Origin of the sequence: Geobacillus sp. Y412MC52 (assembly GCF_000174795.2) — a bacterium.
GTDB classification, from domain to species: Bacteria; Bacillota; Bacilli; order Bacillales; family Anoxybacillaceae; genus Geobacillus; species Geobacillus thermoleovorans.
This window is the reverse complement of sequence record NC_014915.1, coordinates 1,982,263-1,995,520: the sequence shown is the minus strand read 5'-3', so window position 1 is coordinate 1,995,520 and position 13,258 is coordinate 1,982,263. Positions and strand designations below refer to the sequence as shown.

At 50.3% G+C, this 13,258-nt stretch carries 9 protein-coding genes and 1 CRISPR repeat array; all 9 genes read left to right on the top strand.

Annotated features, from left to right (window positions below):
• Positions 1-44 precede the first annotated feature (44 nt).
• The 9 genes from GYMC52_RS09775 (at position 45) to GYMC52_RS09735 (ending at position 13,239) form a co-directional block, all read left to right on the top strand.
• Complete coding sequence (locus GYMC52_RS09775; RefSeq protein WP_013523966.1) at positions 45-2,135, top strand: BglG family transcription antiterminator; 2,091 nt, start codon at positions 45-47, stop codon at positions 2,133-2,135.
• A gap of 5 nt (positions 2,136-2,140) precedes the next feature.
• Positions 2,141-2,584 carry a PTS sugar transporter subunit IIA gene (locus tag GYMC52_RS09770; RefSeq protein WP_013523965.1) on the top strand — a complete coding sequence of 148 codons (444 nt, stop codon included), beginning with the start codon at positions 2,141-2,143 and terminating at the stop codon, positions 2,582-2,584.
• On the top strand, positions 2,584-3,744 hold the full coding sequence (locus GYMC52_RS09765; RefSeq protein WP_013523964.1) for a mannitol-1-phosphate 5-dehydrogenase: 1,161 nt from the start codon (positions 2,584-2,586) through the stop codon (positions 3,742-3,744). The genes GYMC52_RS09770 and GYMC52_RS09765 overlap by 1 nt, the downstream gene beginning before the upstream one ends.
• A gap of 182 nt (positions 3,745-3,926) precedes the next feature.
• Positions 3,927-6,339: a CRISPR direct-repeat array (repeat unit 30 nt; unit sequence GTTTTTATCGTACCTATGAGGGATTGAAAC).
• 151 nt (positions 6,340-6,490) lie between these two features.
• On the top strand, positions 6,491-7,396 hold the full coding sequence (locus GYMC52_RS09760; protein ID WP_013523963.1) for an Rpn family recombination-promoting nuclease/putative transposase: 906 nt from the start codon (positions 6,491-6,493) through the stop codon (positions 7,394-7,396).
• Between the two features lie 362 nt (positions 7,397-7,758).
• Positions 7,759-8,799, top strand: a complete 1,041-nt coding sequence (locus GYMC52_RS09755) for a Bug family tripartite tricarboxylate transporter substrate binding protein (protein WP_013523962.1) — start codon at positions 7,759-7,761, stop codon at positions 8,797-8,799.
• A 55-nt stretch (positions 8,800-8,854) separates the two neighbouring features.
• The gene (locus GYMC52_RS09750; RefSeq protein ID WP_013145121.1) at positions 8,855-9,310 is read left to right on the top strand and encodes a tripartite tricarboxylate transporter TctB family protein; all 456 of its coding nucleotides are present in this window, start codon (positions 8,855-8,857) and stop codon (positions 9,308-9,310) included.
• A gap of 13 nt (positions 9,311-9,323) precedes the next feature.
• A complete protein-coding gene (locus GYMC52_RS09745; protein ID WP_013523961.1) occupies positions 9,324-10,850 on the top strand; it encodes a tripartite tricarboxylate transporter permease in 1,527 nt (508 codons plus the stop codon).
• Between the two features lie 72 nt (positions 10,851-10,922).
• Positions 10,923-12,533: an ATP-binding protein gene (locus GYMC52_RS09740; RefSeq protein ID WP_013523960.1), complete on the top strand. Its 1,611-nt coding sequence runs from the start codon at positions 10,923-10,925 to the stop codon at positions 12,531-12,533.
• Between the two features lie 13 nt (positions 12,534-12,546).
• Positions 12,547-13,239: a response regulator gene (locus GYMC52_RS09735; RefSeq protein WP_013523959.1), complete on the top strand. Its 693-nt coding sequence runs from the start codon at positions 12,547-12,549 to the stop codon at positions 13,237-13,239.
• The last annotated feature ends 19 nt before the right edge of the window (positions 13,240-13,258 follow it).

The following is a 13,258-nucleotide window of genomic DNA, read 5'->3' as shown; positions in this document are numbered from 1 at the left end:
TAAAACTGTCAACAATACGACTCCAAGATAGGAGGTGAACGGCGATGTACGTATCGGCACGGGAGCGGAAGTTGCTTGAACGGTTGTTGGCGGATGATAGGGACATAACAGTCGGCGAATTGGCGGAGGAACTGAATGTCAGCGCCCGCACCGTCCACCGGGATTTGCAAGGGATTGAATCGGTGTTGCGCCGCTACGGGCTCGGGCTGGCGAAAAAAGCGGGAATTGGCATTCGGCTCGTTGGAGAAGAGGAAAACAAGCAGGCGTTGGCCGCAGAGCTGTTTCGCCTTTCTCATCATGAATACACCCCCGAAGAGCGGCAGCTCATGATTTTCATTGCGCTGTTGGAAGCCAACGAGCCAGTGAAACTCGTCTCACTGGCGACCGATTTGAATGTGACGGTGGCGACGGTCAGCCTTGATTTGGATAAAGTGGAACAAACGGTAGAAGCGTACGGGCTTTCGCTCATCCGCAAGCGCGGATATGGGGTCGAGCTTGCCGGTTCGGAATCAGCGAAACGGCGCTTGATGAGCGACTTGTTGTTCCGCCATGTTGATGAACACGAATTTTTGGCATTGATGAAAGAGACGATCCAAAAACGGGCTGATGCTCCGCTTGACACCGTGGCGGAGAAGCTGCTCGGGCTTGTGGACAGAAAAAAGCTCTCCATCATTGAGCAGCAAATCGAGCGGGTGAAAGAAAAGCTTCCGTTTACAATGGCCGATAGCTCGTACATCGCCTTTGTCGTTCACTTGGCTCTAGCGATTGAGCGCATCAAGCAGGGAGAAGCGATCCACTTCGATCCGCGGGATTTGCAGGCGCTTCAAGCGACAAAAGAGTACGAAATCGCTCGCGTACTCGCCGAATCGTTAGAAAGGGCCTTTGGCATTGACATTCCAAACGAAGAAGTCGGCTATATGACGATGCACTTGATGGGAGCGAAATGGCGCAGCCGTCAAGGAGCAATGATGGAAGAGCCAAGCTTGGCCGTCGGCATGAAGGCGCAACAACTCATCCGCTTTGTCAGTGATAAGCTCGGCGTTGATTTATCCACCGACCGTACGTTATACGAAGACCTTGTCGTCCATTTAAAGCCGGCTCTGTATCGCCTCGAACACGGAATGGGGGTCGCCAATCCGCTGCTTGATCAAATCAAACAAGACTATGCGGAGCTGTTCGCCATTGTCGCAGATGGGGCGCGGCAGCTGTTTGGCGACATTCCGGTCCCGGATGAGGAGATTGGCTATTTGGTGCTCCATTTTGCGGCCGCGCTCATGCGGGAGAAAAAAGGCTGGCGGGTGTTAGTCATTTGTTCGAGCGGGCTTGGGACGGCGAAAATGTTAGCGACGAGGCTGAAAAAAGAGATTCCGGACATTGTTTCGCTGGAACAAGCTTCCGCGTTTGAATGGAGAGGAAAAGATGTCAGCGCGTACGATCTCGTCATCTCGACCGTGCCGCTTCCCGAGGAGTATGGGCCGCATATCGTCGTCAGCCCGATGCTGACCGAGGAGGAAGCGCGGAAGATTCGCGAGTGTTTAGAGCGAAAATCGGCCGCTGAAAAGCGGATGGAGAGAGAGCCGACGGCACAGCGAAACCGACCGGCGCTCGACATCATGAAGGCGGTTCGGCGCATCAGCGAGACGATCGTCCACATTTTGGACGGTTTTTCGCTCGCGGCGGTCACGCATCGTTCGGTTCGCGAATTATTGGCTGATGCCTGCCGCCGCTTAGAACGAAACGGCTTCATTGTCGATGCCGATGTCGTCATCGAGGAGCTGCGGCGCCGCGAGTCGCTTGGCGGGCTTGGCGTCCCTGGCACGACGCTGGCGCTTTACCACGCTCGAAGCTTCGCTGTCCTTCGTCCATCTCTGACGATGTACCGACTTGATTCGCCGCAAACGGTGGCGGGGATGGACGGGGAGCCGATGGAGATCAACACAGTCGTGTTGCTTCTCGGCCCTGCTGATGCGGATGAAGAGATGCTTTCAGTATTAAGCCATGTGAGCACGTTGCTCGTAAAGGACGAGCAAAGCGCAGCCACGTTGGCTTATGGCGGCGAAGACGAAGTGTATTCGCTTATTAGCGGTCATTTGGAACAATTTTTTGATCATTATTGGACATCAACGAAGGAGTGAAAATCATGTTGGCTCATTCGATTTTAAACAAAGAAAACATTGTGCTCAATGCGCAACCAAAAACGAAAGAAGAGGCGATCCGCCTCGCCGGCGAGGTGTTGGTCAAGCAAGGATATGTCGACCCGGCATATGTTGATGCGATGCTTGAACGGGAAGAACTGACATCAACGTATATCGGCAACAACGTCGCCATTCCGCACGGAACGGAAGCGGCAAAAGCGCTTGTCAAACATTCCGGCATTTCGATCGTGCAAGTTCCAGACGGCGTCGATTTTGGCGGCGGCAACATGGCCACGATCGTGATCGGCATTGCCGGCAAAGATGGGGAACATTTAGACATCCTCTCTCAACTCGCACTTGTTTGCGCGGAAGCGGATCATGTAGAAGCGATGGCGAACGCCAAAACAGAAGAAGAAATTCTTGCGCTGCTCCATGAGGTGAACGGCTGATGCGGGCCGTCCACTTCGGCGCCGGCAACATCGGCCGCGGCTTTATCGGCAGTCTGCTGGCGGCGTCGGGATATGACGTCGTGTTCGTCGATGTCAATGAACAAATCGTCCGTTTGCTGAAAGAGCGGGGAGAGTATCGCGTCATTGTCGCCGGCGAGCAGCAAGAAGAACAATGGGTGCGCGGCGTTTCGGCCCTGAACAGCCAAACGGAGCGGGAAGCGGTCATCGAGGCGATCGCAGACGCTGATTTGGTGACAACCGCCGTCGGCCCGCCTATTTTGCCAGCGATCGCTCCCGTTGTTGCTGCAGGGCTCCAGCGGCGGTTCGCCATCCAACAAAAGCCGCTTCACGTCATCGCGTGTGAAAACATGATCGCCGGCACCGAGGCATTGAAAACGCACGTTTTCGAGCATCTTTCCGCGGACGAGCAACGGTTGGCGAATCAATCGGTCGGCTTTCTCAACTGCGCGGTCGACCGCATCGTGCCGAATCAGACGAATGATGATCCACTCGCCGTCACGGTTGAGCCCTTTTTCGAATGGGCGATTGAGGCGCGAAACGTCATCGGGGCTGTTCCGCCGATTCAAGGGGCGCATTTTGTCGCTGACTTAGGGCCGTATATTGAACGAAAGCTATTTACCGTCAACACCGGCCATGCGTTGGCCGCTTACTTAGGGTATCTGCGAAACTACGAAACCGTCCAGGAAGCGATGAACGATGAAGATATTCGATGGAATGTCGAGCAAGCGCTCAGCGAGTCGGGAGCGGTCTTAGTGAAAAAGCACGGTTGGGATGCAAACGAGCACCGTGCGTATATCGACACGACGATCGGGCGTTTCATGAATCCGTCGCTGTCCGACGACATCATCCGCGTCGCCCGCTCGCCGATCCGCAAGCTCGGGCCGAATGACCGCCTCGTCGCTCCGGCGACGCAATATTATGCTTTATTCGAAAGGGTGCCGTTCGGGCTCGTTAAAGGAATTGCCGCGCTGTTGCGCTTTGATGATGCGAGCGATGCAGAAGCCGCCGCCCTCCAGCAAACGCTCAAACAACGTGGGGTTGAAGAAGCGCTTTGGCAATACGCGGGGCTTGATCGCGGCCATCCACTCATAGCGGCGGTGAAGGAAGAGTACGGGAGAATGGAGAAAAACAAAAGCTGACCGCCTTTCAAATGTCGTCGACCTCCAATCGTGCAAAAATCCCCGGGGATCGACGACAATGTTTTTTTGCGTCAAAATCCTACAACCAACACGGCTCAGCAGTATTGACAGAATTTTTGAAACGTGATATTCTGAAAACAGCCAAAAGGGGAAAAGCTTGATTTTATGCGCATGGTTTGGGGGTTTTTATCGTACCTATGAGGGATTGAAACATTTGCTGGGGGTTCCGATCAGTGCTATTGTTCCGGTTTTTATCGTACCTATGAGGGATTGAAACACGCTGGGGGGTCGCCCCTGCTAGCATTGAGCGAAGTTTTTATCGTACCTATGAGGGATTGAAACCGACTACAACAACATTCAATTCATCGGAGGCAACGAGTTTTTATCGTACCTATGAGGGATTGAAACGCTTTCGTTGCCCTCGCTGTCAACCGCTTTGGCTTCGGTTTTTATCGTACCTATGAGGGATTGAAACTAAGCACATCGTTAATTTCAGGCGCGATGCTTCGCGTTTTTATCGTACCTATGAGGGATTGAAACTTTTCTACCATGCATCACCGGTCGCCGGCCTCAAGACCGTTTTTATCGTACCTATGAGGGATTGAAACTACCATCCAACAGGAGATCACACAAGGATTGGTGCACGGTTTTTATCGTACCTATGAGGGATTGAAACTCCAAATAGCATCATCATGCTATACACCGGATTCGTTTTTATCGTACCTATGAGGGATTGAAACACTGTAACAGCAACATGTAAAAATCACTAGCTCTCGTTTTTATCGTACCTATGAGGGATTGAAACACGAGAAGCCGTATCTGTGGGAGCGCATGCCGTTAAGTTTTTATCGTACCTATGAGGGATTGAAACACCAGCCGAGTTCAGTGGGAACATATCCTGGTATAGCTGCGTTTTTATCGTACCTATGAGGGATTGAAACATTTAGTTAATTTTCCGGAGGCTGTGCCGCTATACGTTTTTATCGTACCTATGAGGGATTGAAACGAGCAACTCATCAAATACACCAAACACAGCAAAAAGTTTTTATCGTACCTATGAGGGATTGAAACTGGGAAAAGTGACTACGAGTTGGTGCGTGATCGGGTTTTTATCGTACCTATGAGGGATTGAAACTACCCATAGCCCTCATTGTCATAAATCGCAAAACGTTCCGTTTTTATCGTACCTATGAGGGATTGAAACAACATAATACCTGCTTCATCTATCAGAACTAAACACTGTTTTTATCGTACCTATGAGGGATTGAAACGAAAAACCTGAAAGTGCTTGCTGGAAAGAAGCCGTGTTTTTATCGTACCTATGAGGGATTGAAACATCGTTTTAGAAACAGCGTCAGCGATGGCTCTTGCGTTTTTATCGTACCTATGAGGGATTGAAACCATGCTGTAGTGATGGAAAATCTGACCTGTACCTTGTTTTTATCGTACCTATGAGGGATTGAAACCCGTTGTGGCGGATTTCCAGCATAATAGCGCTCTACAGTTTTTATCGTACCTATGAGGGATTGAAACTTCGGTAGTGTTTGAGGGCGCCCAAGTTGCGAAACCGTTTTTATCGTACCTATGAGGGATTGAAACTTGACACGGGACGTCTTGTTGGCGCTATCCGGCATGTTTTTATCGTACCTATGAGGGATTGAAACGTCATTTTCAATCCTTGTTTTTTCTAACCTCCCTACGTTTTTATCGTACCTATGAGGGATTGAAACGCCCGCCCGAGACGATCGGACGGGCAATAAGGGGAGTGGTTTTTATCGTACCTATGAGGGATTGAAACAGAGCTTCGACAAGTGTCATAGTGAATCATCCTCCCTAGTTTTTATCGTACCTATGAGGGATTGAAACTGATAAAATGTTTCCAATTGTTCATGTATTTTGATCGGGTTTTTATCGTACCTATGAGGGATTGAAACTCCCCTGCTATTGCGGCGGCTCTCGTTCCACTCATGTTTTTATCGTACCTATGAGGGATTGAAACAACCGGACGAAGCAAGGGCTAAGGAAGATTTGCCGCGTTTTTATCGTACCTATGAGGGATTGAAACTGCGGTGTCGAACATTGACAAAACCGCTCCAACGCTGGTTTTTATCGTACCTATGAGGGATTGAAACCAACATTGACGCCCGCCGCTACGACCAGGCAAAATGTTTTTATCGTACCTATGAGGGATTGAAACAGATCGACAACTATTTTATGGACTGGTTCAAGATTAGTTTTTATCGTACCTATGAGGGATTGAAACCAATAGAGACATCAATACCATGCCGTTGCATTTCTTGTTTTTATCGTACCTATGAGGGATTGAAACGGCTTCATCTCGCCCCAGCTCGCGCAGCCGGAAACGGTTTTTATCGTACCTATGAGGGATTGAAACCAACATTGACGCCCGCCGCTACGACCAGGCAAAATTGGGTTTTTATCGTACCTATGAGGGATTGAAACACGGGTCGCGCATGCTTTCAACTCCTCGCTTGTCCGTTTTTATCGTACCTATGGAGGATTGAAACATTTTCACTTCTTGAATAATGTTAGCCGGATCATTTTGTTTTTATCGTAACTATAAGGGATTGAAACAATCACGTGGTGCAGGAATACGTTTTTATCGTACCTGTGGGGACTGAAGCGCTATACAGTAACGGTACAACTTTTTCTGTCCCCGATGCAGGATTTTCACCCCCTGCTTGCGAATGGATAGAATTGAACACGTTCAAAGAGGGGTGATGGAATGGCTATTGACCACGACCGGTTGTTTAAAGAACTGATCCAAACGTTCTTCGAAGAGTTTCTTCTCCTCTTTTTTCCCGACATGCACGAACACATTGATTTCAGCCATTTGTCCTTTCTGTCCGAAGAACTGTTTACCGATGTCACGGCAGGTGAAAAATACCGCGTCGATCTATTAGTCGAGACGAAGCTGAAAGGGGAGGATGGGCTGATCATCGTTCATGTGGAGAATCAAAGCTATGTGCAACCATCGTTTCCAGAGCGCATGTTTATCTATTTCAGCCGTTTGTTTGAAAAATACCGCACCCGCATCGTTCCGATCGCTGTCTTCAGCCATGACACCCTCCGCGAGGAACCGTCCGTGTTCTCAATCGAGTTTCCCTTTGGCGACGTGCTGCAGTTTCGCTTTTTCCCCGTGGAGCTGCGCAAGAAACATTGGAGAGACTATATCCGGCATGACAATCCGATCGCGGCTGCCCTCCTTGGCAAAATGGGGTATACTGAAAGTGAGAAAATTGTGTTGAAAAAAGAGTTTTTGCGCATGTTGGTGCGATTGGAGCTGGATGAAGCGAGGCAACGGCTCTTGTTGGGCTTTTTTGAAACGTATGTGAAGCTGTCGGAGGAGGAAGAGCAACAACTGCAAAGAGAGGTGAAGGAGATGGAAACGACAGAAAAAGAGAAAATGTTGGAGCTGATCATTTCCTATGAGCAAAGGGGAAGAAAACAGGGGTTGGAAGAAGGGGTTAAACGCGGGATTGAACAAGGGATCAAACAGGGAATGAAACAAGGAATGAAACAACTGATCCGCAACATGGCGCGCAAAGGAATGAAGGTGGAAGATATTGCTCGGTTGGTGGATCTTCCAGAGCAAGATGTTCGGGAATTGCTTGAAGAGCAGGGAAATTAAACACAAGAGGCGGCCATCTAACGAGGACGGTTGGCGGTGACAAAAGAGGCAGATGAAATCATTGATTCGTAAGTGATAGATTGTAAAAAACGGATGATCGTCCTGTCACATAAAAGATGAGGAACGAAAGTCAGAAAGTATGTACTGTACCAAAGTTTTATGTACCGTCTGCTTTGAAGGCTGGCGGTCTTTTTTTTGCTTTGAGACTCCAGCGTTCCGCTAGGTGCTTGATATCAGGTCTGATTATACCTCCATGAACAAAATGCACAAAATTCATTTTATTTTCAAAAACTTCACACTAACACAGCAGCATGGTAACGTTATGGATGAAAACGTTATCAAAAACAAGGGGGCAAGGGAGAATGAAGAAAAAAAGATGGTGGGGGTTGCTAGCCGCAGGGATGATGACACTGGCATTGGCAGCCTGCAGCGGCAACGATGCATCAGGATCGAAATCGTCCGGTTCGAACTCTGGCTCATCGGCCTCAAACTATCCGACGAAGCCGATTACGATTGTCGCTCCGTCTGGGGCAGGCGGCGGCTGGGATTTAACGGCCCGCGCGATTACGAAAGTGCTCGATGAGACGGGGCTTGTCAAACAAACCATGACGGTTGAAAACAAACCGGGCGGCGGCGGGGCGGTCTTTATGGCCGAGTACGCCACTCAAGATGTGAAAAACGATTATAAACTGTTCGTCAATTCACCGCCGATCATTATTAACAACCTGAAAAAAGAAGGGAACAGCCCGTTCGGCTACAAAGACACGACCCCGCTCGCCCAGTTGACAAAAGACTTCGGCGCGATTGTCGTCAAAGCGGATTCCAAATTTCAGTCGTTGACCCAACTGCTTGATGCCATTAAACAAGATCCGAAATCGGTCACGGTAGCCGGGGGATCGGCGCCAGGTTCGATGGATCATTTAGTCGCGATTTTGCCGATCTATAAGTCGGGCATCGATCCAAAATCAGTCAAGTATGTTTCGTACGATGGCGGCGGGGAAGCAATGGCTGCGCTGCTTGGCGGCAATGCGGATGTGATTGCGACGGATGCGTCTTCGGTTGGGGAGTATTTGAAAGCTGGCAAAGTGCGGGTGTTGGCGGTTTCCGCTCCGGAACGCCTCGGCGGAGTGCTGAAAGACGTGCCGACGATGAAAGAGCTTGGCCTTGATGCCGAGTTTACGATTTGGCGCGGCGTGTTTGGGCCGAAGGAAATGTCTTCGGAAGCAAAAGCGTTTTGGGAAGAGACATTGAAAAAGCTGTCTGAGCATGAAAAATGGAAAGAAGAGCTGCAAAAGCAAGGTTGGGAAGCAGAGTACCGCAATTCCGAAGAGTTTACGAAATTTTTGAAAGAGCAAGAGCAGCAAATCGGCGACCTTCTGAAGTCGCTTGGCATGCATAAATAAAACGAGGGGGGAAGAACATTCTTCCCCTTTTTCGTAAAGAACAGGAGGCAGAGCGATGAACAAAACGGCTGACCGTATCGCGGCGGCGGCATTTCTGGCCGTCGGGGCGCTGTTTATGGCCGAGAGCTTGCGCCTATCGAAAAGCGCTTACGGCAGTGCTGTCGGGCCGAACGTGTTTCCGTTTTTGCTTGGACTTGTGTTGGTTTTCTTAAGCATCAAACTGCTGTTTGAGACAAGAAGTTATTCGGACGCTGCGGGAGAGAAGCCGCCGCGGCAATATAAAAAATTTCTCATCATTTTCATTGCCGCTGTTTTCTATGCGGCGTTGCTTGAAACGGTTGGATATGTGATCACGACGTTTCTGTTTCTTGTGATCGGCTTTCAAACGATGGAAAAAGGGGCGCTATGGAAGTCGATCGCCATTGCGGCTGGCTTTTCGCTTGGCGTATATGGCCTTTATGTGAAGCTGCTGCAAGGAACGTTGCCAAGCTGGCCAATTTGGTTCCAATGAAAGGAGGGGCATCATGAGCACCCTATCGTTTTTGCTTGATGGATTTCAGACGGCGCTTCAGCCGCATAACTTGCTGTTTGCCTTTATCGGGGTGCTGATCGGCACGGCGGTTGGGGTGCTCCCTGGGATCGGGCCGATGAGCGGGGTGGCGCTGCTCATTCCGGTGACGGCGTCGATGACATCGGGCTTGAGTCCCGAGCAGGCGGCCGCCAGTTCGATCATTTTGTTGGCCGGTGTCTATTACGGGGCGATGTACGGCGGTTCGACGACGTCAATTTTGTTAAACACGCCCGGGGAATCATCGTCTGTTGTCACGACGCTGGACGGCTACCAAATGGCGCGGCAAGGTCGGGCCGGAGCGGCGCTTGCGATTGCGGCGATCGGTTCGTTTGTGGCGGGGATTGTGGCTTTGATTGGGCTTGTGCTGCTGGCAGAACCACTTTCCAATGTGGCGCTCAAGTTTGGCCCGGCGGAATACTTTTCGCTTATGCTGCTGGGGCTCGCCGCGGTGAGCGGCCTTGCCGGCAAATCGATGACGAAAGCGTGGATCATGACGGTGTTCGGCTTGTTGCTTTCCACGATCGGGCTCGACAACGTCTCTGGCGTCGCACGCTTCACGTACAATATTTCCTATTTGTATGGGGGGCTTGAGTTTTTAACCGTAGCGGTCGGATTGTTTGCGTTGGGGGAAGTATTCAAGTCCATTCTCCATAATGAAATGAACAGCGGGGAAATCGCGAAAATTGGCCGCGTGTTGCCGACGAAAGCGGACTTGAGGGAAAGCGCCGGACCGATCGCCCGCGGGTCGCTGCTCGGGTTTTTCATCGGCGTGCTGCCGGGGGCCGGTGCGACGTTGGCCTCGTTTTTCTCCTATATTCTTGAAAAGAAAATCAGCAAACATCCAGAAAAGTTCGGGCAAGGAACGATCGCCGGCGTCGCGGCGCCCGAGTCGGCGAACAACGGCGCGTCTGGAGGCGCGATGATCCCGCTTTTAACGCTGGGCATCCCGGGATCGGGAACGACGGCTATTTTGATGGGAGCGCTCATTATGTACAACGTCCAGCCCGGGCCGCTTTTGTTTGACGAGCATCCGGCCGTCGCCTGGGGATTGATTGCGAGCATGTTCATTGGAAATGTGATGTTGTTAATTCTCAACATGCCGCTTGTGAAAATATTTGCGAAAATCATCCAAACGCCGACGAAGTATTTGTTGCCGCTCATTATTGCCATTTCCGTGTTCGGGGTGTATGCGGTGCAAGTGACGACGTTTGATGTGTTCCTGCTGTTGGCATTTGGCTTGCTCGGCTATTGGCTTGCGGAACACGACTATCCGCTTGCGCCTCTTGTACTAGGGCTTGTGTTGGGGCCGATGATCGAAAACAATATGCGCCGGGCGTTGACGGCATCAAACGGGGACTATCTCGTTTTCTTTGAAAAGCCGATTTCGCTCGTCTTGTTGGTCATTGCCTTTTTATGGATTGCCGTGCCGTTTGTCGTGAAATTAAGAGGAAAATCGGTCGTCATCAACGAAGATATGTAATAATAGAAAGAAAGACGTTCCGCCTAACAGGCGGACTGTCTTTCTTTATTTTCTGTTTGGGGAGCGAGCCCTATGAAGCTTCAGACACGGTTAATGGTCATTATTTGTTCATTGTTGCTGCTGGTGATCGTGGTTTTAACGTTTTTGTTTCAGCATATGTTTGCGACGACGCTCAAACAACAAATCGGCATGCGAGCGCTGAATGTGGCGGAAACCGTCGCGTCCACTCCGCTCGTGCGCGAGGCGTTCCGCGACCCGAATCCGTCAGTGCGCTTGCAGCCGTTTGCCGAACATATTCGCCGAAAGACAGGGGCGGAATATGTAGTGATTGGCAACCATGAGGGAATCCGCTACGCTCACCCACTGCCAGATCGGATTGGAAAGCATATGGTAGGGGGCGACAACGGCGAAGTGCTGAAAGGCAAAGCGATTATTTCCGAGGCGGTCGGTTCGCTTGGCCCGGCGATTCGCGGAAAAGCGCCGATTTTTGATGAAAACGGACATGTGATCGGCATTGTTTCGGTTGGTTTTTTGCTAGAGGATATTCAGCGTACAGTATGGTCGTATCGTATGAAGATGTTTCTCTTCTCCGTTTTTGCCCTCTTTCTCGGAGCGGTGGGTGCAATGGCGATCGCCAGCACGGTGAAAAAATCGATTCATGGTCTTGAACCGGAAGAAATCGGTTTGCTCTACCAAGAAAAGCAGGCGATTTTAGAAGCGATTCGCGAAGGAATTGTGGCCATCAATCAAGAGGGAACGATTACGATGGTCAATCAAACCGCGTTGAAGCTGCTTGGGTATGAGAACGAACGCGATGTACTAGGAATGCCGATCTTACAGCTTATTCCCCACTCGAGGCTGCCTGAAGTCATTCGGACGGGGCAGGCGGAATTTGACGATGAAATGGTGCTAGGTGAAGAAACGGTTATTGCCAATCGCATCCCGATTAAAGATAAAACGGGCGGCGTGATCGGAGCGGTGTCGACGTTTCGCAATAAATCAGAACTGTATCGCCTGACAAAAGAGCTGTCACAGTTGCGAAGCTATGCCGATGCTTTGCGCGCGCAAACACACGAATTTTCCAACAAGCTGTATTTGATCTCCGGTCTTATTCAACTGGAATCGTATGAGGAAGCGCTTGAACTGATTGCAAAAGAAACCGACTTGCAACAAAACATCGTCCGGTTTGTGATGAAGGAAATTCCCGATCCGATCATTGGCGGGCTGCTGATCGGCAAGTTCAATCGCGCAAACGAGCTGAAAATTGTGTTTGAAATTGATCGGGAAAGCAGTTTCCGCGATGTGCCTCCATGGATGGACCGGGACCATCTGGTAACCATTATTGGAAATGTAGTAGATAATGCCATGGAAGCGGTCCTTCATAACGGAAAGGAAGAGAAACGAGTGGCCATTTTTTTGACTGACCTCGGCGATGATTTGATTATTGAGGTCGAGGATAACGGATTAGGCATTGACCCAGTTGTAGCGGAACGGATCTACGACCGCGGCTTTTCAACGAAAGCTGCCCGAGGACGGGGGTATGGGCTTGATCTAGTGAACCGGGCGTTGACAATGCTTGGGGGGCAAATGACGTATCGATCTGAGCAAGGAGCAGGCACGGTATTTACCATCATGATCCCAAAGCGACCGGCCCATGTCGGTCGGCAGTGCCGCCAAGGCTAGAAGGAGGGAACCGATGTTGCCGATTCGTGTACTGATTATTGAAGACGACCGTCGCATTGCGGAAATCAATCGGCGCTTTGTTGAGAAAGTGAACGGTTATGAAGTGGTCGGCATCGCCACGAACGCTGAAGAGGCAAGGGAATTGACGGAGGTGTTGCGGCCAGACGTGTTGTTGCTTGACGTCTATTTTCCCGATATGAACGGCCTTTCGTTTTTGAAATGGGTTCGTGAACATTTTTCGGATATTGATATCATTATGATTACCGCAGCCCGGGAAGTAGATGTACTGAAACAAGCGCTGCATGGCGGAGTGTTTGATTACATCATCAAGCCGATTATGTTTGACCGTTTTGTGGAAACGTTAAATCGATACAAGGAGTATTATGACAAAATGCAACGGTGGGTGAAAGAGAAAGAGTGGATTGGCCAAGAAGATGTTGATGCATTAATTGGAAGAGAAGTGTCCGTTAAGGACCAGCCCATGTTGCCTAAAAGCATTCAGCCATTGACCTTAGAAAAAGTGTTGGCGGTTGTGAGACAGTGCCCGGAAGGCATCACCGCTGAAGAAGTGGGGCGGCAAATCGGAACCAGCCGAACGACGGCTCGTCGTTATTTGGAGTATCTTGTCTCGATTGATCAAGTGACAGCTGATATTACCTATGGATCCGTTGGGCGGCCGGAACGAGTTTACAAGAAGAAAATGTAGATATGGATTTTCAAAAATG